Genomic DNA, 26,661 nt, shown 5'->3' with positions numbered 1-26,661 from the left:
CTCCATTTCCCCGATAAGATTATTGTGCGATTTCTTTATAAATACTGTTGTTACAGGTTTGGTACAAAACGTAAAACCATGTTGAAGGTAGGTGTTATTTGACTTTCCTCTTCCGATAATTCTTCTGCTGTTCCTGTAAACGTGAAGACCTTAGCTTCTTCAGTTTCTAAGTCAAATAAACGGAAAGGATCTATATGATGGATATTCCCTTTATTGATCAATAAGTTTTCTTTCCCATCAGTAGCCACATTCAATTCTTCAATGATTTCCATGTTCGTCAATTCCGTAGGTGCTACCACATCAACAGAAACTGCAAAAGGTGACTTATTTTCGATTGCATAATCAGGCGCAACGATGTTCCTATGATGCGATTCTGAGGTCGTATTGAAGACTGCCGATGTTGGGATTCTTACGGTGATCAATGGATTTAATTCTTCAAAAACAGCCACCAATTTTGCATCTTCTTCTCCCATCGTAAAAGTAGTGGTTGATTGATCGGGATCTGCAATCGTCCCATCTCCGCTTTCGATGCACCAATGAGAAAAACGCCATCCTATTTCGGGTGTCGCGCGGATATCAATCATTTCTCCACGTTCAACACTTGTTGGTATATCAGGCAAGACTGTTCCATGACCTTCAATGTCAATGGTCAGGTTTGCGAAAATTCGAGGCTGCCAAACCCACGTATCTGCCATTGTCGCTCCATCATAGTTTGCCATCAATTGAGCGCTAGTAAATATAAAACTTCCTTTTGGTTCATCCACAGTTCCTTCTCCGACATTTTGCCAATTAGGATGATGCGTGGCTGAACCACTTAACGGAAGAAGTCCAGGGCTTCCATTAGCTAAATGAAAGATAAACTGGCTACCTAAAGTTAATTGTTCAAGCGGAACACCAATAAACATTGCTTGCATATTTGTTGCGTTACGTGTATCAAAATTAGAGAGATCTAGTTCTGTTAAGCTGCTCATCCCCATAAACATGAAGGATGTATCTGTGACATTCCTAGTATCGAAGCCGGACATATTTAATTTCGTTATACTATTCGCGTTATGAAACATAACCATCATATCTGTGACATTCCTGGTATCGAAGCCGGACATATTTAATTCTTGTACACTACTCACATTTTGGAACATAAAGGACATATTTGTGACATTTCTAGTATCGAAGCCGGACACATCTAATTCCGTTACACTACTCATACCGCCAAACATCATTTGCATGCTTGTGACATTTCTAGTATCAAAGCCAGACACATCTAGCTCTATTACATTTCTCACATTCTCAAACATACGGGACATAGTTACTATATTACTGGTATCGAAGCCGGACACATCTAATTCCTTTACACTGCTCACATTTCGAAACATTCCTTCCATACTTGTCACATTACGTGTATCAAAATTAGAAAGATCTAGTTCAGTCAAAGCGCTCATTTCCATAAACATAAAGGACATATTTGTGACATTTCTAGTATTGAAGCCGGATACATCTAATTTCGTTACACTAATGATACCGTCAAACATGCCGAACATATTCCTCACCTCACTTGTATCAAAGTGAGAGACATCTAATTCTGTTATACTTCTCACATTAAGAAACATGTGGTTCATGTTTACTACACTACTAGTGTCGAAACCGGACACATTTAGCTCTGTTACATTGTTCGCATTTCGAAACATTAATTGCATATCTGTTACACTGCTAGTATCGAAATCGGACACATCTAATTCTGTTACACTGCTCGCATAGTTAAACATAAATGACATGTCTGTTACTTTACTGGTATCAAAACCAGACACATCTAATTCTGTTATACTGCGCATACTATGAAACATACCTGCCATATCTGTTACTTTACTGGTATCAAAACCAGACACATCTAATTCTGTTATACTTCTCACATCTGCGAACATTGATCTCATGTCTGTTACATTACTTGTATCCAGACCAGACATGTCTAATTTCGTTAAATTTATTGTTCCTCTAAACATACCTGCCATATCTGTTACATTACTTGTATCAAATCCAGACACATCTAATTCTGCTATACTACTCACATCTGCGAACATTAATCTCATGTCTGTTACATTACTTGTATCCAGACCAGACATATCTAATTTCGTTAAATTTATTGTTCCTCTAAACATACGTGCCATGTACAATAAGTTACTTGTATCAAAACTAGAGACATCTAATTCTGTTACACTACTCATATTTTCGAACATCCCATGCATAGTCCATACATTTCTCGTATCTAGACTAGATACATCTAAGCTGGTCAATGCTGACATGTTCGCAAACATGTATGCCATTTCACTTAATTCACTGGTATCTAAAAACTCGATTCCTTCAATTTCTGTCACATTGGTCAAGTCGGTAAAAAAACCTCTGCGTATATCACCGTTCATATTCAAACTGCCGTTTCTACCACGCAATACGATTGGTCCAGTTAATTGCACGCGTGTAATCGCATGGCTATACATGGGATGATTGAAATAATCTGTCGCTGCATATCGTCCGCCGATATTGTTCGCCTCATCGAAAACACCAGATCCAAGGATCAGCGTCCCTTGACTATCAACCACCCAAGGAATGGAACCCAGCTGTCCGGAAAATAAAGTCCTTGCTTCTGGTGTTAACACTCGAGCAATCCCTTCATCCTGTACTTCCTCAAATATCACTTCTGTCATTAAACCGCTTTCTATTTTGGTTGGTTCGTCATCCAGTTGTGTACCATTCTCCTGTTGTTCCTTTTCTTCCACTTGTTTTTGTTCTTCTTGATCTTGTTCTAGCCCTGGTAATTCGATATATTCTTCTGTATCTAAAGTTTCATCTATCCATAGAGGATCATCTTCTACTTGTAGTTTCTTATCCTCTTCCAGAACTTTCGGAATATCCATTGAATCGATTGTCTCTCCAATATCAAATAACGAAATTTCATTTCCATCCAAGTATCTATCTTCTTCATATATGTTATTAGACATCAATTGTGCTGAAGTGGGAAAAACAGCTACGCCTCCTAATAAAACTATAATAGATAACATATTCACCAATCTTATTCGCCACATTAAATTCACCTCAATCTATATTTTTTTGGAAAAACCTTATAAAAAATCTTTTAAAACAGCGGATAATCGGGAAATCGTTGTATTTTTTTAATTATCAAAAATTATTTAAATGTGAATATCATAGCTAAAGTATAACACTAATCAAATTCTAATCAATTTATAATTTTTTCCTTTATCTGAAATTTTCTTGGACTGCGAGCCATTTATAAATTATTGCCACCTAATAAAATCATGGGGAATGTTTGGATTAAAATAACAAATAAACAAAAACGATTTTTTCTTGATATCTATAGAAACAAATTGATGATAAAATAAAAAATCCCTTTTCTAGAAAGAACGATCAACTATTTATTCCAAATCATTCAGCCTCTCTAAAAAACTTCAATAAAAAAACTGCATTTTTTTAAAGACACAGCGAATCGTTAATAAAATAACACGTAATATATCATAAACAAGCTAGTAGTATCAATAAATTCAGGAATCATATAATGTTTTAACAACACAAATCAGCAACAGTATTCTTTTTTTAGTTGACACAAAAGGATTTTACTTATATAGTTAGTTACATGAGCAGTTAACTAATCACGACAATAAAATACTAGGAGGGGCACCAATGAATATAATATCTCGAACAAAAAGTTGTAAGGTTCACCTTGGAGAACAAATGGAAAGTTGGATCGAGTAAAGACTGTAGTAGTTCAAGTAATAAGTACAGGATTTGGTAGCAACAAAATTACTCAAGCCGATTTTTATCCAGAATGGAGTGACGGTCTGATCGAGCAAAGGTACACTGCCGAATAATCTCAACTAGTGAATCTTCTTTACATCTAGCGGGAAATGTCTTAAAAAGTTCCATCGGTTATAGAGAATACTCTCTTAATAAAATGGATTCGCCATGCGAAAAAACATCTTACTGATCATTTGATTTTTTTAGGATTTATGAAGACTTTTATCTTTTTTTGATTGATTTATTGCTGACAAAATACTCAGTACATTTAACTTAGGTAAAAAAATCAGAACCTTGTTAATTGGTTAGCTTCACATTATAAAATCGGTTGCCGATTTTTGTTCCTTGTAAATCAAGTTTTCTTGATCATCCGTTTTATGGCTAAATATGATTGAACAAAAGAGAATGAACACCTTTTTAATCACCGATCATACCGATCAAAGACAGCCATAGATACCCGTCATTGTTGCATAATTGTTGCATATTTGTTTTCAGAAATACCACCTCTATTCGACCATGCTTCTTTTGAGTGAAAGAAATCAATACTTTTGAAACTTGCTAACATCATATTCTCTCTTCCTTTCTAACCTATCGACTACTCATTTTAAGAATCTAGCCAAACTGATCGAAAGTTACATAGAATCAAGTATCCTCACTCCTCGATTTCTTTCTATAAACAGAAGGTTCAAATAAATTTGCGAGAGAAAATCATTAAGTCAAACTTTGGTGATGTAGTAAAATTTTGGAATCACTCTTCCGTCTTTCCATCGGTTTATCGAGTAAACCATAAAAAAATATCAGAACTTCTACATTACTCATGAGAAGTTCTGATATTTTTTCTACTATATATATAGATAAAAAATAGTTCTCTATTTAGCAGATTTTCACATCGTTAAAATGGTTAATCAAAGGGTTTAACAGTGGTAATTATTTTTCCACTTCCACTTATAACCTAAATTGACAGAGTAAGCACAAGCCTGTATAGTTAATTGAATAAGTAGTTAACAGGTGTAGTGAGGTGTAAACATGCAATTTGATTTTTCAGGAGACAAACCGTTATTTCAACAAGTTGCCAATCAAATTTCTGAGGGAATACTTAACAACTCTTATCCAGAAGGCACACAGATTCCTTCAACTACAGAAATCGCCAAAGTTTATCACCTAAACCCAGCAACTGTTCTAAAAGGTATGAACTTATTAGTAGCTGAACATTTGATTGAAAAGAAACGTGGTCTAGGTATGTTTGTTTTGCCTGGTGCACAAGAAAAAATTCGTCAACAGCGAAAAGAAGAATTTTTAAATAAAGAAGTTTCGGATTTGATTATAGAAGCAAAAAAAATCGGTATTAGTGCTGAACAACTAAAAGAGTTAATTGAAAGAGGGTATGATGAATGAGCTTAGTTGTCAAATCCATAAGTAAAAACCAGCAAAATGAAAGCGTTCTAGATAATGTTTCCATTCAATTTGAACAAGGAAAAATCTATGGTTTATTAGGAAGAAATGGTGCTGGAAAAAGCACACTATTGAACATTATCAATAATCGGAGTTTCGCTACATCAGGAGAAATCCTATTAGATGGTACATCTATCTCGGAGAGTGAAGCTTCGTTAAATCATCTATACTTGATGAGCGAAGATAATCTATTCCCCTCTTTTTTTAAAATAAAAGAACTATTTAAAATCACTGAGCGCTTTTATGGGACATTTGATTGGGCGCTTGCTAAAGAAATGCTACATAAATTCGGTTTAAAAGCCGATCAGAGATTCAAGAAGCTATCAACAGGTTACCGCACGATCACAAAATTGATCATCGCCCTATCCGTTCCTTGTGAATATATTTTTCTCGATGAACCCGTTTTAGGTCTGGATGCCACACATCGCGACTTATTTTATTCCTATTTGATCGAAGTTTATCAACAACGATTATGCACGTTCGTGATTTCAACTCATTTGATTGAAGAAATTGCTACTTTATTAGAAGAGGTTATTGTCTTACACGAAGGAAAATTGCTCCAAGCAGCTTCCGTCGAAACAATCCTGCAAAACGCTCGAACAGTCTCCGGACCAAAAGAAATAGTTGAACCATACATTACCCCCTTAGATGTTCTTGGTCAAAAATCACTAGGCGGTTCTCTTACTGCGTATGTTTATGGTCCGTTACCTGAAGAAAAAATAGAAGGTCTTTCTATCTTGACTTCGAACTTACAAGAATACTTTATTCAACTTACTAGTGGAAAGGAGGACTGATTGAATGAAGTTTCGTGCAGCATTTCTTTATCGGTTAAAACATCAATTCTTATCTTTGTCTGCATTCTTAGCACTATTCATCTTATTGGGGATCATCCTCCCGCTGATAGGTATTTTCTTACTCAGTGATTTTTCTCGTATGGTCCATTCAGACGGAATCATTGAATGTATGATCTACATGTTCTTCTTGTCTTATATTGGTATGAATTCAGATTTTAAGCTATTTATCCAAAACGGTGTATCCCGCGTTCATATTTTATTCACCCATATACTGACAAATGTGATTCTCGCAGTTGTTTTTTCATTGATCATGCTCCTACTTATCATGTTATTGAACTCGAATTTGATTGTACAACTCAAATGGGATGTTTTCTTATTTAGTCTTTATTCACGAGGTGATTTTTTAATTGATTGGTTCTTTTTTTCACTTCTATTGATTCTTCCTGGCTCAATCGGGCTTTTCTTATCCGCTTTAAATAGTCGTTTAAGCCGATCAATAAAATTTATCGTACTTCTTGTATTGCTCCTACTTCCTATTCCAATAAGTACATTTATGCAATCAAGTAGTTCCGCTTTCCAAACAAACACCCTTGATATGCTACAAAAAATGATTGGATATCAGTACGGTGAGTATTCTCTTTCGCCAGTGCTACTCACATTAACAGCGACTATCTTGTTCACTTTACTACTCACTTATCTACTGAATAGAAGACGGGAAATCAAAATATTAAATGTGTAAGATTTTCATTAGTTAGAAGAGACAAAAACCTAGGACAGGTACCAAAGAAAACTCCGGTATCGATCCTAGGTTTTTACTATCTATCTCACCACTATCTTATAGGTAAGGTTTGTCATTTAAAAAGAAAAGTGTCAATTCTAATTTAGGTTAACATGTACCAAAGACTAATAGTTTTTTCTGCTAAGCCTCTTAATTGCAAAACTGCTCTCTCCTTCATCTACATTTACACTTCCAACAAACTCGCCCCGTTCGTTGCAATCAACTTCTTATACCAATAAAAGCTGTCTTTCTTATAACGAGCTAAAGTTCCTGTGCCGTCATCGTATTTATCGACGAAGATCAAGCCATAACGTTTTTTCATTTCTCCTGTGGATGCACTGACGATATCCACTGCACTCCAAATTGTGTAACCAATCAAGTCTACGCCATCTGCCAACGCTTTTTCCATTTCAGCGATATGTTTTTGTAGATAATCGATGCGGTAAGAATCATGGACTTTCCCATCTGCGGTCAGATCTTCAGATACTCCGATACCATTCTCCACGATCATCATTGGAATTTGGTAGCGATCATAAATATCATTTAGCGTAATACGCAAACCAACCGGATCGATCATGGCATTCCATTCTGTTTGTTCCAAATATGGATTGTTCACTCCTGATCCGCCAATCATACTGTGACCATTTTTTTCTACATTATCATCGGCTGATACGCACAAGGTCAAGTAATAGCTGAATGTATAATAATCAACAGTGCCCTTTGCCAAAATCGCCTCGTCTTCTTTTGTACAGTTGATATTGATCCCTTGTTGTTCAAAATAGCTTTTGGCATAGTATGGGTATTTTCCTGTAACCTGAACATCCCCACAGAATTTTGAATGCATGTTTTCTTCTTGTTTCGCCAATAATACATCATTTGGATGACAAGTATAAGGATATCTTGGCATATATGAAATCATGCAGCCCATATGAAAATGGGGATACTTTTCTCGTGCCAAACTGACAACCTTCGCACTTGCAACAAACTGGTGATGCAATGCTTGATAACGTGCTTCGGGATCATCTGGCTGTTCAATGAATGCTGTTTCTCCTACTTGTAAACCTAAAGATAAAAAGTTCCCGATCGTTAATGTTGCTGTGTTGATTTCATTGAAAGTGATCCAGTATTTCACTTTGTTTTGATATCTTTCAAAGATCGTCTCTGCATAAATGGCATAAAAGTCAATAACTTCACGACTTGCCCATCCGTTATAATGCTTACTTAAATACGCAGGAACATCAAAGTGCGCAATCGTGACAACGGGTTCAATTCCATATTTTTGACATTCATCAAATACTTGATCGTAAAAAGCGAGTCCTTCTTCATTTGGTTCTTGATCCATGCCCTTTGGAAAAATCCGCGTCCAGTTGATTGATAAGCGAAATGCTTTAAATCCTGCTTCTGCAAATAATGCAATATCTTCTTTGTAATGATGATAAAAATCAGTTGCTTCATGACTGGGATAAAGTAAATCTTCTTTGATTTCTGAAGTGATCTGACGTGAAGTCGTATGGGTGCCTCCACTAATCAAGTCTGCACAGGCTAAGCCTTTTCCTCCGTCTTGATAGCCACCTTCATACTGATTGGCAGCGGAAGCGCCGCCCCATAAAAAATTTTTTGGAAAACTCATTTCCTTCATTCCTTTCTTAAAATACTGCTAAAAATTGTTCTTTTTCCTGAATTTCTTGATGTATAGTTGCAGGAACAACATCTAAATAGTCAGTGGTATTTGTAACAGTGATCATCACAGTATCATCGTATCCAGCTGCTTGGATTTTCTCTGAGTCAAAACGTAACAACACTTGTCCAAGTTCGATGCGCTCTCCTTCATTAACTTCCCGAACAAAGGATTCTCCTTGCATATTTACTGTATCGATACCGATATGGATCAATAGTTCGATTCCCTCATCACTCGTTAATCCAATTGCATGGTTGCCACCAAAGACTGCGGAAACTTTTCCAGAAAAAGGAGCAACTACTTTATCATTATTTGGTTTAATAGCCAGACCTTTGCCTAGCGCAAATGAAGCAAATGCTTGGTCATTCGTTTCGTTTAGAGGGATCACTTTACCTGATAACGGGGCCATGATCTTCGTTTCAACTGCTGATTTAAGCGGTGTGTCTACTTTTTCTTCCGATTCTTTTATCTGATCAACGGTTACTGTTTCATATGGAAAATCTTCCTCCTTGACCATGATCCATGTATAAGCAAAGGCAATCGCAAAGGTAATCAATGAACCAATCGTCGCATGCAATACACTACTATAAGAAGGTAAGGCTACGAATGAGGCGATAACTACTGGAGTATTGATATTCATCAAGCCAAAGTATAGCCCACCGACTGCACCGCCTAGGATCATCCCGATAATTGGCTTTTTCAACGGTAAAGTAACACCATACAATGCTGGTTCTGAAACACCCATTAGAGCTGTGATTGCAGAAGAGTAACTTAATTGTTTAAATTCAGTATTCTTGGCTTTTATGCCGGCTGCTAAACAAATCGCCGCTTCAGCAGCTAGACCTAAGAGCATGCCCGGCACGATAAGATTGTCATAGCCAAAAGTTGCCAAAGATGTTAATAAGATTGGTGTTAACGTCGTGTGCATCCCTGTCATCACAAGCAACTGAGCGAATGCTCCCATAAACAATACAGCTAGTGGACCAAAGTTGTTCGTCAAGTAGTTCAGAAATTCTGCTACATAATTCCCTACCATCACGCCTAACGGTCCTAAAAGTAACAACGCAAATGGTGTAATGACAATCACAGAAAGTAGTGGACGTAAAATAAATTTGACACTCTTAGGTAAAATCTTATCAACAAATTTATACACATAAGACATCAACCAAACACTTAACAATACAGGCAGTACGGAAGCATTGTAACTAACATTGGGCACGGCAAAGCCAAGTAATGAAACCCCACCTTCTTGACTAATAAGTTCAGTAAGCCCTGGCATAATAAAGATCGCTCCGATGTAGCTACCTAAAAAAGGATCAATATTCAAGCGTTTAGCTACTGAGTTCCCTAAAAATACTGGAATGAAAAAGAAAGCAGCTTGGGAAACTTGGTATAACACAAGATAAGTATTATCTGTTTCTGCCAATAAACCGGAAAGTTGCAATAAAGATAGTAGGACTTGCAACATTCCACCAGCTGCGATAATTGCAATCATCGGTGTAAAACAGCCCGCAATGAAGTCTAATAAACGAGAAATGACTGATTGCTCTTTCTTCTCGGTCGCAGTCGCTGCTCCTGTCCCTGGCAATTGTGCATAGACACTAGAAACATCCGGTCCGATGATTACTTGAAATTGTCCATTTCCTTCAACCAATCCTGTGACGCCTTTCAATTGTTTGATCCCTTGACTATCTGCTTTTTTCTCATCCGCTAATGTAAAACGTAATCTAGTCGCACAATGTGTCACATGTTGTATATTTTCAGCTCCGCCGACTTTCTGATAGATATCAGAAGCTAATTGTTTATAATCCATCTGTTTACTCCTTTTCGATTTGCTCCGTTAATTTTTGAATATGCAAGGTTAGATAAATTTCTTCGTTTTCAGAAATTGTGATACCATACGTATTCTCAATATAAATTTTGATTTTTTGTACACAGTGAAATGCTTGAGGATACATTTTTTCTACTTGCTGATATAGATCCGTTTGTTCATAACTTGGCATCGTATGATTAATGACATTCTGTGCAAAATAATGTAAATGCGTGACAAAACGAGAAAAGTGAAAACTATTTTCATCAAACTTTTGTTTATATTCATAACGGACGATCGTTAGAACATCTTCAATAAATTTAGTGATTTTGTTCGTCACAGTCATATCTCGTTTTTTCGATTGGATATTCACAAAATGTAGCGCAATTGAAATCGCTTCTTCCGTAGGAATCGCTAGTTTAAGTTCACGTTCCAATAACTGGACTGCATACACTCCGATAGCATATTCATCTGGATAAAATCGGCGGACTTCATATTGCAATGGACTTTTAAATGTCATATTTTCTTTCAACCGATGAATCGTGAAATCAATATGATCGAGTAACGTCAGATAAATATAATCATTGATCCCTAAGTGATAATTTTGTTTGGCATATTCTACGATCTGCGTAACTAATTGAACGTATTTTGGATCACATTTACTTAACTGATAGCTGAAATGTTCCAACATTGCATGTGTATCTAATACAAAGATCTTTTCAAAGTCCTCTTCCTCCACATCATCTCCTACTTTTTTCTTGAAGCTGATGCCTGATGAAAACCCGATGATCTCATTACTGCCTTTTTTCAGTAATACGACATTATTATTTAGAAATTTTTTGATTTTCATTTTACCCTCCATTTTAGACACTAAAAAACCTCATACTCCACCCTTTGGTAAAGTATGAGGTTTGCCTTCTCACAGTAACACGCCTCATGGTCACAGCACATCTGTAACCGTTATCTATTTATAGACATATCATAGCACATAAAAAAATAGTGTCAATATTTTTTATACTTTTACAGAAACTGTTGAATGTTCCAGTTGCACCACTAGGACATTCACATGGCATGCTATAATTGATAAAAAGACCCAATCATAAACAAGTAGGTGAGCTATGTATTCTCCAATCCAAGTACCTTACATCGTAAACCCGATCTACCAGAAATATTTTAAATATACAGCAACTACGATCCCCTCATTACAAGACTTTGTGATTTGCCTATGGGAGCATCAGCCATTGACTCAAGAACCTTATGAGGTGAATGATTTGATCATTCCAGACGGATGCGTCGATCTTTTCATCGATTTCAAAAATCAATCGATTGAATTTTCAGGTGTTAGTAAAACAGAATATGATTTTTATAGCCATACGTCTGAATCTTACTTGTCAGCTACATTGAAACCTGGCGCGTTTGAGCAACTCACTGGACGACCAACAACTGAGGTAATGGATTCTTTTCTTTCTATCAGTGAGATTGACATTCCTTTCAATCTCGATTATTTCTTCTCTTTATCCTATGCTCAACAAAAAAAGTATTTTATCGATTACCTCCATCAATTAGTTGAGGGGCATACCCCAAACCGGTTCGTCAAGTTGATTGACCGTTTCAGCCAAATCCCTGCTTCTACGACTGAACATTTATGCAAAGAGCTAGGTGTCGGGCTTCGGCAATGTCAACGGCTATTTATGAAGCATTATGGTATTTCACCGAAACTGATGTTGATCACCTTACGTTTCCAGTACTGCTTAAAAATACTGACCAACGCTCACACGACTGAAAAAGATTTACTTGATTTGCATTACTACGATCAATCTCATTTGATCAAAGATTTCAAAAAACATATCGGCTTCACACCACTCGAATTTGTCCAGCTTTGTAAAGAGATCAAAGCACAACCTTTTGATTAAATGGTACATCGTGAGCGAAGTGAGATGTCGTGTTTTTACAATACAGTCCAAAATCCTCATGCTATAGTGTGTCTATCAAGTGAAGGGAGATGAACTTATGAATACAATCAAATGGCAAGGGTTCTTACTTACGACTGCTGATATCAAGCGATCCAGAGATTTCTATGAAAATGTTTTAGGTCTAGAAGTGATTAGTGCAGTGGAAGACATGATCGAATTTGAAGACGGCTTTACGCTGTATGATAAAGATGCCTATATTAAAATCGTTGCTGGCGATCAAGCAGAAAGAGCTACTGGTAGGCATCTGAAAGTAACATCTCAACCAAACAATTTCCAATTATACTTTGAAGTAGAAAACTTAGAGGATTGGGTGAAAAAAATCACTTCTGATCCAGGAATCGAAGTGATCCATGATGCGTTGGAATATGACTGGGGGCAAAAAGTTTTTCGTTTTTATGATTATGACAAACATATTGTTGAAGTTTCAGAAAGCATCCAGAGTGTCTTCGATCGTCTCTATGCGCAAGGATTGAGCCTTTCAGAAATCGCTGAACGCTTCGGGGACTCAATAGAAACGATTCAAAAGCAGTTTCTGAAACAGTAAACGGTCAAACATTCGAATAAAAGATAACTCAACTAGGCAATCCAATCACTTTATATGCGAGTTGTTGGATTGCTATTTTCCCACGTTCATCTAACCGAATGGTGTCCAGCTACATTTCAGCTACTCACTGTTTCAAACAGCTCGCATACCATTTCACCGAAACGGATGTTGATTACCTTACGTTTTCAGTACTAATTAAAAGTTGTCAAAGAACTGCACAGCGTCCCCTAAGCCCCAATAATAACCAAAATATCTATCTCTAAGAAGTTTGTCTATTCTCAATCGATTTATAGGAAATCTTAGAGAATAGATTCATCACTAGGAAAACTAGAATATTCGAGGACAACGCAAGTAAAAATTGATCGAAACCAAAAATACTCCAGTTCAGTAGTATGACTATCCCATCTATGAAAAATAAGCCTGTAGAGAGTTTTATATTAAAATATTTTTTTAAAATGATTGGTGGAATCGAAGTTCCTCCACTAGAAGAATTTTGTGAATAAACAATGGACATCCCTATAGAAAAAATCAAACTACCCAAAACGATCGATGCAATTTTATTTTCAGTAAACATTATTTTAGGTACATAGGTTAATAATAACGGTAGAACTAAACTACCATATAAAACTTTTATAAATAATTTTTTTCCTAAATAAATGATTGCTAATAGCAACATAAGTGAATTTAAAGCAAGTACTATAAGTGAACGATCCACTTGAATAAGGTATTCAAGTAAAATTCCTAGACCGCTTGTCCCTCCAGCAGCAATGTAATGTGGGCCAAAAAACATATTTATACTAATTGAAAGTAGTAATAGCCCCAAAGTGATCGTTAAATATTTGAATAGATTTTTCATATAAGCCTCCTAATATTTTTAATGTAAGAACACAAAAAGGGATTAGATAAGAATATTCTTATCTAATCCCTTTGGATCCTCCGAAACTTTAATTAAGTTAACACATCTATTCTAAAAAGTAAACCTGTTAATTTTATTTTTTAATTTTGAATCACAGAATTACATCCATAGAAACAATTGAAACTAGTTTTTTATCCGGCAAAACTACTTTTGCTGATTGGCTTTCGTGGTTTGGTACACGATATGATCAAACTAAATAGGTATCTCTCCAATAAAATTTCGCGTTTCACTGCTTATTGCTTATAGTTGCATCTTTCTGTCTTCTTCTGATTTTTCAGTTAGTTGCTCGTTCACCTAACGGGTATTTTTTCTCTTACAATGAGCTCTTTACTGTTTCAAATAACTTGCATGAAAAGCGATATGTTGTTCCACAAACGTAGCAATGGTGAAATAGCTATGATCATAACCATCTTCTTTTTGATACATAACTTCATGTTTCGCTGATTCTGCCGCCGTTAAAAATGCGTCTTCGTTGAGTTGTACTTCATAAAATGGATCAGCTGTTCCTTGTGTGATCAAGATCGGTGGATAACTAACTCTTTCATTTTTAATCAATTCCGTTGCATCCCATTCCCGCCATGTCGCTCGGTCAGTACCAAGATACGCAGTAAATGCTTTTTGTCCCCATGGTACGTTTGAAGGGTTTGAGATTGGCGCAAAAGCAGAGATTGAAGTAAAGCGTGCTGGATTTTTTAGACCGATCACCAACGAACCATGCCCGCCCATCGAATGCCCCATGATACTTTCTTTCCCAGAAAGGTTTGGGATTAAAGAGTAGATGATCTCGGACAGCTCTTTTGTAAGATAGTCGTACATTTGGAAGTCTTTTTTCCACGGTTCTTGTGTCGCATTCAAGTAAAAACCCGCTCCTTGACCGAGATCCCAATCCTCACTGTCAGCAGCATCTCCTCGTGGTGATGTGTCCGGCATGACGAATGCAATCTGTTGTTCGGCAGCATATCGTTGGAACCCACCTTTGATACTGAAGTTATCATCTGTACTTGTTAAACCTGCTAACCACCAAATAAGTGGGATTTTTTGATTTTCATCAGTCGTTTCTGGTACATACACACTAAATGTCATCTCACAATGTAGTGTTTTTGACACATGACGGTATTTGATTTGCTGTCCGCCAAATGACCGATGTGCCTCAATTTTCTGTAGTTCCATCTGTGTCACCTCCATAAGTGAGCATCGTTCGAATCGATTCTCCACGATGCAATAGCTCAAGTGATTCATTGATTTGTGTGAAATCTAAACGATGGGTGATGAATGAATCTAAATCGATCTCCCCGTTCAAGTACTCTTCCACCATAGCTGGTAATTGGCTTCGTCCTTTGACTCCACCAAAAGCAGAACCACGCCAAACACGACCAGTTACCAGTTGGAATGGACGCGTGTGGATTTCTTTTCCAGCGCCCGCCACACCGATAATGATACTTTCGCCCCAACCTTTATGACAGGCTTCAAGTGCGGCACGCATGACTTCCACATTTCCGATACACTCAAAACTATAATCCACGCCGCCTTGCGTCATTTCGACGATGACTTCTTGGATCGGACGATCATGTGTCTTAGGATCAATGAAGTCTGTTGCGCCCATTTTTTGCGCTAACGGCCATTTTTCAGGATTCATATCGATGGCAATGATCCGTTTGGCATTGGCTTTTTTCAGTCCTTGGATCACCGCTAAACCAATCGCTCCTAGACCAAAAACAGCTGTAACAGCCCCTTCTTCAACCTTCGCAGTGTTTTCTACAGCACCTAATCCGGTTGTGACGCCACACCCTAATAATGGCACTGTATCGAGTGGTGCATCTTCTGTGATTTTTACCAGATTGATTTCATTGACGACGGTATACTCACTAAATGTACTCGTACCCATATAGTGATAAACTGGTTCGCCTTTGTAAGAAAAACGAGTCGTACCATCTGGCATCAGACCTTTTCCTTGCGTTTCACGGACAGCAGAGCATAAATTAGTTTTTCCTGACAAACAAAATTCGCATTTGCCACATTCAGGTGTATACAAAGGAATGACATGATCCCCTACTTTAACGGATGACACCTCTTCGCCGACTTTGACAACGATCCCTGCTCCTTCATGACCTAACACAGCAGGAAACACTCCTTCTGGATCTTCTCCTGATAACGTGAACGCATCGGTATGACAGACCGAAGTGTACAAAATTTTCACCATGACTTCTGTCGGTTTCGGATCAGCAACATCGATTTCAACGATTTCTAACGGTTTTCCAGGTTCAAATGCTACAGCAGCTCTACTTTTCAATTTTCTTCCTTCTTTCTTGTCTTGCTCCGATGGTTCTTAGCCATCAAGCGAATCCACGATCTTTCTCCCTCATCGTATCATAGGCTGTAGTTGGAAACAAAACTGACAAACTTGTCAGTATCCTCAATTTCTTTACTTCCCTTGATGAGCTTTGTATAATAGCAACTATTGCTGTCGAATAATTTATAAAAAGTGAGGATCACGATGTATCAATATAATGAAAAAGAGTTTACCAATACAAAAGATTTAGCTATGCACGTGCTTAGTGGAAAATACAAGATCGTCTTGATCTGGTGTTTTTTGCAACAACCGATTTTACGACTAAGCGAGATTGAGAAAATGTTACCAGAAGTCAACCAACGCATGTTGATCCGTCAATTAAGAGAATTAGAAGGGGATCATTTACTTACTCGTAAAGTCTATCCTGTAGTCCCACCAAAAGTAGAGTATCAATTGACAGAAATCGGTCGTGAGCTTTCAACGATCGTTCAGCATATCTGTGATTGGGGCGATCATTATTATGAAGTCGTTGAAGGTCTTTCGGCGGATAAAGCGGATTGATTCTGTAAATGATGGAAAGATGATCTTTCTATCACAGTAGAGGCAGTTCTTGAGACAATAAAAATCCCATATAGTTGATAGCAGAATGAATGTCTTCTCTTATCGACTGTATGGGAAAGTGGGGAAGTATGTTTAAAAAGTCAGCTCAATCAAAACTCGAAGGTTGTCGCTTCTAAAAGGGTCACTTCATCTTGTAGATTTTTGTTGATTTTATAAGTCACTAATTTTTCACTCTGAGTGGGGCCAAGCATGTTGACTTTGCACAAGATCCAATAGTTTTTCCCAGCAACTACTTGTGTCCCTAATAGCGCAAAAGGTGTCGCTTCACTACTGTCCATTAACGTTTTACGGGCTTCTTCTACCAATTTCTTGTGTTCATCAGTGATCATTGGTGATTCCGGGATTGTGATCCCTCCGTCTACATTAGTCATACCTATCGCCTCCTAAGCTTATTTTTAAAGCGCTTACCGCTTCTTAAAATAAGCTTAATTAATTTTTAAAAAAACATCAAATAAAACAACTCAAGGAGTCCATACACTGAATGAATATTTTCACCCTTTTCCTATCCCCACCTATTCACCATATCATTCCCCACTACATTAAAAACCATTAAAATTCATATTATTCTAAAATACAGCTGATAAATAAGTATCATCAAAGTCCCAAAAACCTAATGAACCATAAAATCTCATCATGTTTTATTCGATCAATTAAATAACTTTAATACAAAATATAGATAACAATAGATACAAAAATAATAGAATTGCCAACAAAAAAACATACGCCAATCTTTGAAGACGGCGTATGCTCTCTTGGTCATACGATATTCATTTACCCATTCAATAATGCGCGTTCCAAGATTGCTCCAGCTTGATGTTGCCCTTCTAAGTTTCTTTCACCAGAGAATTTTGCGATGCGGTCCATGTTTGTAATGACAACAATGACCATACTCTTTTTTCCTTGACTATGGATATAAGGTAAATCCATTTGAGCGATTTTAGTGTCCACAGTCACTTGGTCACCAAGCTTTACAAGTACATCGAAACCTTCGCCATTCAAATTGATGGTATCGATCCCCATATGGACTAATACTTCTACCCCATTATTTGTTTTGATTCCTAACGCGTGCTTAGAAGGAAAAATCGTAGTGACTTTTCCGCTGACAGGTGCAAAAATCGCGCCATCGATTGATTCGATTGCAAAACCATCACCCATCATTTTTGTTGAAAAAACTTCGTCTGGCACATCTTCTAAAGGAATATATTCTCCCTTAGCCACTGCGTGTAGATTGACTTCGTTTGTATATTCGGCGTCTTCTTCCTGTACGTTTGGAACTAAGAAATAAGTGAGGACAAAAGAAGATACTAAGGCAATCACGATGCCAAGTACTGCAAAAACAAAATACTGACCAATATAAGCTGGTAAGCTAAAAATACTTGATAAAATATAGCCGTAGATTCGAACACCGAAGAAACTGATAAATGCCGAAGCAACCGAACTACCGACTGTTGCGGCGATAAACGCCTTCTTGTATTTTGATAAGATCCCGAAAAGCGCAGGTTCAGTGATCCCCAGTAGACCAGACACAGCAGAAGATAATACTAATGATTTTTCTTCTTTTGATTTCACTTTCAAGTAAATAGCCGCTGTCGCACCAGTGATCGCCATGTTTGCCATAAACATCATCGGCATCAACATGTCATACCCTTGATTGGCAAAGTTTTGTAAAGCGATCGGTGTCATTGCATGGTGTAAGCCAGTAAAGATTGCGATTGGGCGAATAGCTCCTACCACGATGCCCGCTAAAACTGGCGAAATAGAGAATAACCACGCCACACCAGTTGCCAATAAATTACCTAGATGGATACTGATTGGTCCAATCACCGTTAACGTCAATAATCCTGCCACGAATAATGAAATTGTTGGTGTAAACACTGTTCGCAACACTTGTGGTAATAGCTTATCCACCCAACGGTAAATATAGCTGAGCGCTAGTACTGCAAATATGATTGGGATAACTGTCCCAGCGTAGTTGAAGACAGGGACTGGAATAATACCAAATAATTGAAAAGCAGAAATCGATCCTTCCGCAACCGCAGTCGTCATTGTTGGAAATTGCAAGGTTGCAGCAATCGCAATCGCTAAATACGGATTTGTTTTGAAGATTCGAGCGGCAGAAGCTGCGACGAAGAATGGCAAGAAAGTAAAGACGCCACTTGCAATCATGTCAATGATCAAATAGGTATCGGTCTGGTTCGAAATGACATTCAACGCCACTAGACCTGCCATCAATCCTTTGATCATTCCAGCACCAGCAATCGCTGGCACGATTGGTCCGAAAACACCTGAAACAGTATCCATAAATAAAGATACTACCCCTTTTTTCTCGCCTTCGTTTTGCTCTCTTGTTTCATCTAATCCTAATTCTTTCGCAATTGGTGCAAAGTAATCAGCCACTTCTGTCCCGATCACAACTTGTAGTTGTTCACTTTGATATTTTGTTCCCACCACTTTTGGTGTTTTTTCCAATGCAGCATAGTCTACTTTTTTCTCATCTTTTAAATCAAACCGTAAACGTGTCATACAATGCCACGCGTTGTTGATATTACTTGCTCCACCTACGTGTTGTATGATTTGTTTTGCTATTTCTTCATGCTTCACTTGTTCTCCGTTGCCAAAAATCTATAAATATTTCTAACCAACTATAAAAGTTGCCAGATCAATGTTTATTTCCTGTTTCTCCGTGTCCGATTTCGCTATGCTCTTGCTACTCTCGTTTGGTCCAACACTCCACAGGCGTCAATTCGGATACAACGAATCCTATCATTCTACGTTTTTTATTTGATTAAAAACTCATAGATAAAGTACGTTAAGCCGCTAAAGTCAGGCTGCTTTTTACCATCTTGTTCTGTTGTATAAATCCATAGAACTTTCACTACTAATTTGGCTAAATGCTTATCTTTAATCATTATCCCTATATCCAATGTTTCTACCATAATTTTCGATCGTTTGGTTTTCGCGATCTCTATCGTTGTTGAATGGACATAGTTCTGACAAAGAATTGCTAGTTTTCGCTGTATCTGTCGATTTTTTTCTAATTTATAGATGTTACATGTTTTGACAAATCGAATTCCCTCCTTATACCTCTCTTATTTTGAGAAAATTTGCGCTGTAACCGACGCAAAAGCGCTCAACCTTCTTATTTTTTATTTCCGTTTAGTCAATGTTTTTGTAGATACTACCATTCGATACAGCTGATAAAGCTTTGATTCCAAGATTGATTTATGGCAAAAGAAATTCATGAATCAGTATTTTTTATCTTCATTGATAGTTGTTCAACTAAATCAATCGCCGTTTTTCTCTTTTCAAAACTAAAATACGCCATATCTAGCAGTTTAACGCTAATTTTATAAAGTTAATTGTTATTCTCCCCCTTATTCTCAAAAAACAATCATTCTTGTTTCCGCTTTCACCCAAATAGTAGCATGAGGAACACTTCTTGTAAAACCAGTCCTTTTTATATAAAAACAACATAAAATACTTATATATCAACGTTTTAAAACAAATAACGAGAAAATTGGACTGGTTTTTACTTAGTTAGGATGTTTTTATTAGACCAAATTGACAGGATGTTCTTTCCCATGTTTCAATGAGGATGCACATGATTCATATTTATGTATATTGGAGTGAAAAAAATGACACCAACGATCATTACAAATATAAAAAGTTACGCTATCAAGCCAGATCGTCATAACTTGTTAGTCGTAAAAGTTGAAACAGATAAAGGCGTGACTGGTTTCGGTTGTGGCACTTTTCAATTTCGTCCTTTAGCTGTCCAAACCGTCGTAGAAGAATACTTAAAGCCTTTATTGATTGGGCGCGACGCGAATCAAATCGAGGACCTTTGGCAAGTCATGAATGTCAATTCATACTGGCGGAATGGTCCAATCACGAACAACGCCATTTCCGGTGTCGATATGGCGCTCTGGGATATTAAAGGAAAAATCGCTGATATGCCATTGTACCAGTTATTCGGTGGGAAAGCTCGAACAGCAATCCCTGCGTATACACACGCTGTCGCAGATAATTTAGAAGACCTTGATCGTGAAATCGAGACATTTCTCGCACAAGGATACCGCTATATCCGATGTCAATTAGGTTTTTATGGAGGAAATCCAACGAATTTGGCTACACCTGACAACCCGCTTGCTGGTTCTTATTTTGATCAAGAAGACTACATGCAAACAACTTTGTCGATGTTTGAACACATCCAAAACAAATATGGGAATCGTTTCCAAATGTTGCATGATGTACACGAACGCTTGCATCCGAATCAAGCGATACGCTTTGCGAAAAAAGCAGAGAAGTATAATCTGTTCTTTTTAGAAGATATTTTACCGCCAAATCAAAATGAATGGTTAGCTCAATTGCGGAGTCAAGCGACGACACCGATTGCTACTGGAGAATTGTTCAATAATCCAATGGAATGGAAAGAATTAGTTCGCAATCGTCAGATCGACTATATGCGTGCGCATGTCTCACAAATCGGCGGCATCACGCCCGCCTTGAAATTGGCACACTTTTGCGAAGCAATGGGGATACGAATCGCTTGGCATACGCCATCGGATATCACGCCGATCGGCCTAGCAGTCAATACGCATTTGAATATCCACTTGCATAATGCGGCGATCCAGGAAAACATCGACGTTCCTGAAAACACAAAAAAACTTTTCGGGAATATTCCAGCGCCAGAAAAAGGCTTTTTCTACCCGATCGAACAAAGCGGAATCGGTGTCACATTCAATGAAGAACAAGCGGCAGAATTTCCAGTTGTCTATCGCCCACACGAATGGACGCAAAGCCGTACACCAGACGGCACGATCGTAACACCGTAATCCCAAAAAAGCTATCATTACACGAAACATGTAAGGATAGCTTTTTTGTCCGCTGTATTCCTATTATTACAATAATGAATACACGTGTACATCTTAGTAGCTTTTTATGTAAAACACAGTTTTTAAAAATCAATTTCTAAAGAATAATCTAAAATCTGTTTGACTTGGAGAAAATCGTCTCCTCTTAGACGGTCAATAAATTCATTACTAATAATCCGGTCAGTATCAAAGCTATGAATTTGAGTGGTATTCACTCTTCCACGTATCTTATAATCAATCAAAGAAACATACCCAGGAAAGTTGTGCCCCCCAGTCGTTACAGGACAGACAATAATATAGTTCGTTTTTTATTGTAAGCATTTGAGGAAACAACTAAAGGCGGGTGCTTCTCTCTTACTTCCCTGCCAAAAGAAGGCGTAAAATTAAGACAGATCAAATTACCTTGTTGAGGTTCATACATTTTTTTCAATCTCCTCTTTTGCTATTGTTTGCCATACTTCATCTTCATCCTTTGGAAATGGTTCATCCGATAAAAATGGATTTTCTATTTTGGGTGTGAATATTAATCCTCCATTCTTAGATTTATATACAACATATTCTGATCCAGCTTCAACATGATACTGTTTAGGAATTGAAATAGAAATAGAATTCCCTACTTTACAAGCTTTTACATTAATCATCATTTATCACTCCTTACAAAACAAATTTCAACATGTAAAACCTAATTTTACAACGTAAAAGATACTAGTATAAAAATAAATCAATAGAGTGTCTCAGACCTTCATAATCTTTCAATTAATGTCACGTTCTCATTAAAAATTTATTGAATATTGACTTAAAAAAGGCATATACTCAATTTAAATCACAATAATAATTTTAAGGAGAATGAACATCTATGCCGAATAAAACACAACCTGGGAGTAAACTTATTCAAGTTATTTGGTTGTTACAACTTTTAGCTTTGTATACTTTTTTCCTAACAACTAACGATCAATCATATCAGCTATCGAATCTGATCATAAAGTTACTTATCATGCTCTCTCTAGGTTTACAGAGTTTTTTTATACGCAGTAATAGGAACTATAAATTTGGTATTATCTTTACATATAATCAATCAATAATAGCTCAAATAGTTGAAAGACTCATTTGGTTACTACTTATTGTAAGTTATTTTTTTGTATTTTATATTTTCTATTTTAAATAACAATCATAACTTGCTCCACTTATCAAGCAGTTGTAATAAAGGCACTGATGATTTTGTTTTACGTCTCATCAGTGCTTTCTTCATACTTACTACCAACTAATTCCCTTTAATGTTTCCTTCCTTTACTTTTAAAAAATCTACATTTTTACAGGAGTTTTTTCCTTAAGCTATTTTTGACTTCTACTCAAAACCTCAATCAATCCTCGACCGATGAATCTCACGATCAAAGGGCCGGATGTAAGTCACTGAGTAGTCGATGGCAATGATACTGCTGTATTCATAGACTTGCCCATCTTCTAAGATGGCACGATTCGTGATTTGCATGGCTGGTGTGCCGCGTTTACATAGTAAGATTTTCGATTGGTCTTTGGAAGTCGTGATTGGGTCATAACTCGTGATATAGTGAGAGATTCGATAGCCTTTTTGTTCCACGTATTTTTGGATGGAATGTTCGACGACTTCTTGTGAAAGGTCTGGAAATAACGCTACCGGCATTTTTGAGATCTCTAACTGCTCGATTTTGTAGTCCACGATCCGGATACGTTCAAATGTCCAAACTTCAGCGCCTTCATCGAGTTGGAAAATTTTTTGTTCATCTGCTGTTGCTGCTGCTTTTTTTAACCCAATCATTTTTGAATCGATCCGATCATAAGGTGTGCGGGTCAAAGAATTGAAGATCAACGGATTCTTGACCCATTTTTCATGGATAAAGATACCGGAACCTTGAACAACACGAACAATACCGATTTCTTCTAGATTTTTGATTGCTTGTTGGATCGTAAAGCGAGAAACATGATAGATCTCTGCTAGTTTCCGTTGATTCGGTAATTTTCCATCTTTGAATTCTTCTTGATAGATCTTGCTTAATAAATCTTGAACGATGAATTCTCGTTTTTTCATGCGATTCTCCTTTACGGGTTACATTTACTTCTTTATCTTAACAAAATAATAGCTGATCACAAGCGGCTCATGAAGATTCAGCGGAGAACGAAAAGTATTTAGAGCAAAAAAGCCACAAAAATTGACAAAAAGAGCAATTTTTGTGACTTCATCTGATAAATTGAATGTGGTTCTCTTTTTTATCTGCTTAATTCAAGCGTAGTTCTTGACCAGGATTAAAAAAGAAGTCATCCATCGTCATGCCATTCAATGACAAGATTGTTTCGACTGGTACGCCAGTCCGTTGAGCAATTTGATTTGGCCCTTCGCCTTCACGTACAACTGTTGTAGCTGCTTGATTGGCTTGGTTGCTCGTATCTTCTGTTGATTGTGCCGTGTACTGATTGACTTGTGCCTCTGACGATTCTGTTGTTTCTGGTGTTGCTTCCGTCGACGGAGTTGTCTCTTCCGAGGAAGATTCACTGCTAGGAGTTGCTGCTTGAAGTTCTGCACTTGTCCGTAGATAAATATCAGAGATTCTAGCTACTTGTGCTGTATAGTTTGCAGACAACTGATTGATCATCGTATCTAAGTCAATGCCTTCTTTATTGGGCGCCTCTTGGTACATCCCGCGTAATTTGCTGATCCCTTCATCTGACAAAGCTTGAAGTTCTCTTGCTTTTTGATTAGCAATGACTGAAAGTCCATTGACACCGTCTTGATTGTTCTGGATCTCCGCTTGATACTCTTCAATCAATGCAGGTGTTCTTTCTTCAATTTTCTTTGAATAATCCGCAACGACTGCTTGTAGTTGTTCAGAAACAGATCCTGAAGGTTCTGTTGCTTCACTGCTTTCTTGGGTTGATTCAGTATCTGATGAAGCAGTTGTTGATGCTGTAGTCGATTGAGTCGTTTCGCTTGTCGATGCTGCCGAATTTTCACTGGCGTTATTTCTACTATGGAGATATAATCCAGTCCCTGCACCAACCAGTAGTAAGACTACTGCAACAGCTGCGCCGATTTTTATCATACGCATGCGTGACTCTTGTTTTTGTTGTTGTCTTCGAGCTGACCGAACATTCCCACGCTGTTCATTTTCTTCATTCATTTTTTGTTTCACCACCTGTTATTTATGCAAAAAAAATAGCGTTATCAATTTTCTTATATTCCTATTGTAGCAAATAATGTGTGTTATGAACATTTTTTATTATGTTATCGCTGAAGAAAAATCACCATTTTTGATGATTCCAAGATTCCCCGTCGATTTCTCCTTGCAACTGCTCGATCCGCTCATTGATTTCGACAAATAAGCGTGACATTTCATGAACTAACGCTTTTCCTTCATAATCAGCTTGTTGACTTAATTCGGCTAATTGTTCTGCCAGCCATTGATCCATCATAAGCTTCTTCCTTTCATCTCCTGTAAGATAAATGTGAGATCTTCAATATTTTCTTTTGCTTCTTCTAACATATCCCCAATCATTTGTTGCTTTGCGGGTTCTTTTTCCTTAATGATTTCGTTTTGCGCAAAACGTTCAATAAACCAATCGATCCGATTGATAAGTGAAGGTTTCTCAACTAACGATAGATATTGCTGATAGCTGATCAAGCGTTCAAATCTTTGTTCTTCAGTCAAGTACATGAACTGTGCCAAGACAAACGGAGGCAAAAAGGTCATCTGGAATTTATGGGCGATTCGCTGATAGGGACGTAAAAATTCAGAGATCGTATATTCTTCTTTCCCACCTGCTTGATATTCTTTTTCACTCACGCCAGTTGTCAAAACGATACCTAGTTCCTTGCCCAATAAGACTTTCGTTGCTGATTCTAATACTTGGTCTTGCCACATTTTCAAATGCGCTGGGGCGCTATACCAATAGAAAGGAAATTGGAAGATGATCCGATCATGCTCTTTCAATAAAGCAAGTTCAGTCTGAAGATCAATTTTCCCATCTGGATAGCAAGCTTCTAAATGATGCCAAGTAGCAGATAAATGAATGGAAGCTTCTTTAAAAAATTGTTGGTTCAACGATGTTTCAATTGTCGGATGACTGACAATAATCAATGTTTTCATGACTTTCTCCTCCCGCTTTCTAGTCTAGCATATCCTTAGAAAAACCCAGTAAACGATGCCCTTGCTTCTTTAGGTTGCCCAAGAAATAATGGCTTGTTCCTCTAACTGCTTTTTCAATTGCTCTGCGGAAACCCCTTTTATCTTTTCATTATTCATTCGTTTCCGATAACTGGTAGCTGTCTCGCCAGTGAATTTCTTGAACATTCGGCTAAATACGACCAAACTATTGAAACCCACTTGATAAGCGATTGCTTCAACTGATTCTTCTGTCAACGACAAGAGAAATGCGGCTCGATTGATGCGAACGCCAATCATATACTCTTTGATACTGATACCTAATTGATTTTTGAACACCCGCGATAAATGACTGCGATTGACAGCCAAGTGTTGTGCGATTGCTTCAACTGTCAGACGTTTCGAATAGTGTTCTTCGATATACTGGATCGTGTCGATCGCTAATGAAGAATAGTTTTTCTGCTCGCCCAGACGTATGTGACCCCCATCTTCTAGAAGAAGCGCCAAAAGCTGATATGTCAAAGCAGTCAATTGTAATTCATCTGCTAAGTTTTCTGGCGAATAATTCATACATGCTAAAATAATCTCAACATATTTTGAAATTTCTGAGGAGACCATGGTGTATTGATCTTCTTTGAACAACGAATGATGGATGATTTTGTCTGCCACGGGTCCGCCAAAAGAAATCCAACTGTACACCCATGGCTCTTCTCCATCCGCTAAGTAAAAGGTTGCATCTCCTGGACGAATCAAAAATAAGTCACCTTTTTTCAACTGATATTGCCGATCCTTCACACGATAGATCCCTTTTCCTTCCATGACGATATGTAAAATATAATCATGACGGATGGCTGGGCCAAAGGAATGGAATGGAAGTGTTTTCGAAAATCCACAAAAATCAAAGTACAGCTCTTTGGACAATGGTTGATGTTTATTTTTTAAAAAAATTGCTTTTTCCAACTTACGCCACCTACTTTTTCAGAGTCTTCTGACTAAA

At 37.4% G+C, this 26,661-nt stretch carries 25 protein-coding genes; 8 read left to right on the top strand and 17 right to left on the bottom strand.

The features are described 5' to 3' along the window. Positions 1–50: 50 nt before the first annotated feature. Positions 51–2,957 carry a BspA family leucine-rich repeat surface protein gene (locus DOK79_RS08865; protein WP_206855507.1) on the bottom strand — a complete coding sequence of 969 codons (2,907 nt, stop codon included), beginning with the start codon at positions 2,955–2,957 and terminating at the stop codon, positions 51–53. 789 nt (positions 2,958–3,746) lie between these two features. Between DOK79_RS08865 and DOK79_RS08860 the strand changes: the two genes are divergently transcribed. The 4 genes from DOK79_RS08860 (at position 3,747) to DOK79_RS08845 (ending at position 6,786) form a co-directional block, all read left to right on the top strand. Continuing rightward, positions 3,747–3,875, top strand: a complete 129-nt coding sequence (locus tag DOK79_RS08860; protein ID WP_277989372.1) for a hypothetical protein — start codon at positions 3,747–3,749, stop codon at positions 3,873–3,875. A gap of 952 nt (positions 3,876–4,827) precedes the next feature. Beyond that, positions 4,828–5,196 carry a GntR family transcriptional regulator gene (locus DOK79_RS08855; RefSeq protein ID WP_206855505.1) on the top strand — a complete coding sequence of 123 codons (369 nt, stop codon included), beginning with the start codon at positions 4,828–4,830 and terminating at the stop codon, positions 5,194–5,196. Next, positions 5,193–6,047, top strand: a complete 855-nt coding sequence (locus tag DOK79_RS08850; RefSeq protein ID WP_206855503.1) for an ABC transporter ATP-binding protein — start codon at positions 5,193–5,195, stop codon at positions 6,045–6,047. The genes DOK79_RS08855 and DOK79_RS08850 overlap by 4 nt, the downstream gene beginning before the upstream one ends. A 4-nt stretch (positions 6,048–6,051) precedes the next feature. Continuing rightward, a complete protein-coding gene (locus DOK79_RS08845; protein WP_206855501.1) occupies positions 6,052–6,786 on the top strand; it encodes a hypothetical protein in 735 nt (244 codons plus the stop codon). A 223-nt stretch (positions 6,787–7,009) separates the two neighbouring features. Here DOK79_RS08845 and DOK79_RS08840 read toward each other — a convergent pair whose 3' ends face one another. Genes DOK79_RS08840 through DOK79_RS08830 form a run of 3 tightly spaced genes read right to left on the bottom strand, consistent with a single transcriptional unit; the run spans position 7,010 to position 11,163 of the window. Then, positions 7,010–8,455 (bottom strand): glycoside hydrolase family 1 protein, encoded by a 1,446-nt coding sequence (locus tag DOK79_RS08840; RefSeq protein ID WP_206855500.1) that lies wholly within the window; start codon positions 8,453–8,455, stop codon positions 7,010–7,012. A gap of 16 nt (positions 8,456–8,471) precedes the next feature. Next, positions 8,472–10,316, bottom strand: a complete 1,845-nt coding sequence (locus DOK79_RS08835) for a beta-glucoside-specific PTS transporter subunit IIABC (RefSeq protein ID WP_206855499.1) — start codon at positions 10,314–10,316, stop codon at positions 8,472–8,474. A 4-nt stretch (positions 10,317–10,320) separates the two neighbouring features. Further along, complete coding sequence (locus DOK79_RS08830) at positions 10,321–11,163, bottom strand: PRD domain-containing protein (RefSeq protein ID WP_206855498.1); 843 nt, start codon at positions 11,161–11,163, stop codon at positions 10,321–10,323. A 268-nt stretch (positions 11,164–11,431) separates the two neighbouring features. On the opposite strand from DOK79_RS08830, the gene DOK79_RS08825 reads away from it, so the two are divergent. Together DOK79_RS08825 and DOK79_RS08820 are read left to right on the top strand one after the other, a co-directional pair. Beyond that, on the top strand, positions 11,432–12,226 hold the full coding sequence (locus DOK79_RS08825) for a DUF6597 domain-containing transcriptional factor (protein WP_206855496.1): 795 nt from the start codon (positions 11,432–11,434) through the stop codon (positions 12,224–12,226). Between the two features lie 97 nt (positions 12,227–12,323). Further along, the gene (locus tag DOK79_RS08820) at positions 12,324–12,830 is read left to right on the top strand and encodes a VOC family protein (protein WP_206855494.1); all 507 of its coding nucleotides are present in this window, start codon (positions 12,324–12,326) and stop codon (positions 12,828–12,830) included. 259 nt (positions 12,831–13,089) lie between these two features. Here the strand turns inward: DOK79_RS08820 and DOK79_RS08815 are convergent, their stop codons facing one another. From DOK79_RS08815 to DOK79_RS08805, 3 genes are all read right to left on the bottom strand, one after another. Beyond that, the gene (locus DOK79_RS08815; RefSeq protein WP_206855492.1) at positions 13,090–13,686 is read right to left on the bottom strand and encodes a YitT family protein; all 597 of its coding nucleotides are present in this window, start codon (positions 13,684–13,686) and stop codon (positions 13,090–13,092) included. Between the two features lie 387 nt (positions 13,687–14,073). Next, complete coding sequence (fghA, locus tag DOK79_RS08810) at positions 14,074–14,916, bottom strand: S-formylglutathione hydrolase (RefSeq protein ID WP_206855491.1); 843 nt, start codon at positions 14,914–14,916, stop codon at positions 14,074–14,076. Continuing rightward, positions 14,897–16,036, bottom strand: a complete 1,140-nt coding sequence (locus tag DOK79_RS08805) for an S-(hydroxymethyl)glutathione dehydrogenase/class III alcohol dehydrogenase (RefSeq protein WP_206855488.1) — start codon at positions 16,034–16,036, stop codon at positions 14,897–14,899. Before DOK79_RS08805 ends, fghA begins: the two co-directional genes overlap by 20 nt. Positions 16,037–16,240: 204 nt before the next feature. On the opposite strand from DOK79_RS08805, the gene DOK79_RS08800 reads away from it, so the two are divergent. Next, positions 16,241–16,597 carry a winged helix-turn-helix transcriptional regulator gene (locus DOK79_RS08800; protein WP_206855486.1) on the top strand — a complete coding sequence of 119 codons (357 nt, stop codon included), beginning with the start codon at positions 16,241–16,243 and terminating at the stop codon, positions 16,595–16,597. 149 nt (positions 16,598–16,746) lie between these two features. On the opposite strand, the gene DOK79_RS08795 is transcribed toward DOK79_RS08800, so the two are convergent. Together DOK79_RS08795 and DOK79_RS08790 are read right to left on the bottom strand one after the other, a co-directional pair. Next, the gene (locus DOK79_RS08795) at positions 16,747–17,028 is read right to left on the bottom strand and encodes a hypothetical protein (RefSeq protein WP_206855484.1); all 282 of its coding nucleotides are present in this window, start codon (positions 17,026–17,028) and stop codon (positions 16,747–16,749) included. Between the two features lie 400 nt (positions 17,029–17,428). Continuing rightward, positions 17,429–19,258 (bottom strand): glucose PTS transporter subunit IIA, encoded by a 1,830-nt coding sequence (locus tag DOK79_RS08790; RefSeq protein WP_206855482.1) that lies wholly within the window; start codon positions 19,256–19,258, stop codon positions 17,429–17,431. Between the two features lie 1,034 nt (positions 19,259–20,292). Between DOK79_RS08790 and DOK79_RS08785 the strand changes: the two genes are divergently transcribed. After that, on the top strand, positions 20,293–21,492 hold the full coding sequence (locus tag DOK79_RS08785) for an enolase C-terminal domain-like protein (RefSeq protein ID WP_206855481.1): 1,200 nt from the start codon (positions 20,293–20,295) through the stop codon (positions 21,490–21,492). Between the two features lie 122 nt (positions 21,493–21,614). Here DOK79_RS08785 and DOK79_RS15495 read toward each other — a convergent pair whose 3' ends face one another. The 8 genes from DOK79_RS15495 to DOK79_RS08755 form a co-directional block, all read right to left on the bottom strand. Beyond that, positions 21,615–21,824 carry a hypothetical protein gene (locus DOK79_RS15495; RefSeq protein WP_422392100.1) on the bottom strand — a complete coding sequence of 70 codons (210 nt, stop codon included), beginning with the start codon at positions 21,822–21,824 and terminating at the stop codon, positions 21,615–21,617. Continuing rightward, positions 21,809–21,952: a type II toxin-antitoxin system PemK/MazF family toxin gene (locus DOK79_RS15490; RefSeq protein WP_206855478.1), complete on the bottom strand. Its 144-nt coding sequence runs from the start codon at positions 21,950–21,952 to the stop codon at positions 21,809–21,811. Before DOK79_RS15490 ends, DOK79_RS15495 begins: the two co-directional genes overlap by 16 nt. Next, on the bottom strand, positions 21,945–22,172 hold the full coding sequence (gene mazE / locus DOK79_RS08780) for a type II toxin-antitoxin system PemI/MazE family antitoxin (protein WP_242542572.1): 228 nt from the start codon (positions 22,170–22,172) through the stop codon (positions 21,945–21,947). The genes DOK79_RS15490 and mazE overlap by 8 nt, the downstream gene beginning before the upstream one ends. Before the next feature lie 716 nt (positions 22,173–22,888). Next, the gene (locus tag DOK79_RS08775) at positions 22,889–23,596 is read right to left on the bottom strand and encodes a GntR family transcriptional regulator (RefSeq protein ID WP_206855475.1); all 708 of its coding nucleotides are present in this window, start codon (positions 23,594–23,596) and stop codon (positions 22,889–22,891) included. Positions 23,597–23,783: 187 nt separating this feature from the next. After that, positions 23,784–24,683, bottom strand: a complete 900-nt coding sequence (locus DOK79_RS08770; RefSeq protein ID WP_206855473.1) for a LysM peptidoglycan-binding domain-containing protein — start codon at positions 24,681–24,683, stop codon at positions 23,784–23,786. A gap of 121 nt (positions 24,684–24,804) precedes the next feature. Then, entirely contained in the window at positions 24,805–24,975 is a 171-nt protein-coding gene (locus DOK79_RS08765) for a hypothetical protein (protein WP_206855471.1), read from the bottom strand. Further along, positions 24,972–25,649 (bottom strand): NAD(P)H-dependent oxidoreductase, encoded by a 678-nt coding sequence (locus tag DOK79_RS08760; RefSeq protein ID WP_206855467.1) that lies wholly within the window; start codon positions 25,647–25,649, stop codon positions 24,972–24,974. Before DOK79_RS08760 ends, DOK79_RS08765 begins: the two co-directional genes overlap by 4 nt. Positions 25,650–25,718: 69 nt before the next feature. After that, positions 25,719–26,624, bottom strand: coding sequence for an AraC family transcriptional regulator (locus DOK79_RS08755; protein ID WP_206855465.1), 906 nt, complete (start codon positions 26,622–26,624; stop codon positions 25,719–25,721). Positions 26,625–26,661 lie beyond the last annotated feature (37 nt).

It is taken from the genome of Enterococcus sp. DIV1094 (assembly GCF_017316305.2).
Classification (GTDB): domain Bacteria; phylum Bacillota; class Bacilli; order Lactobacillales; family Enterococcaceae; genus Enterococcus_B; species Enterococcus_B mangumiae.
The sequence above is the reverse complement of the archived record's forward strand: the minus strand, read 5'-3'. Positions and strand labels throughout refer to the sequence as shown.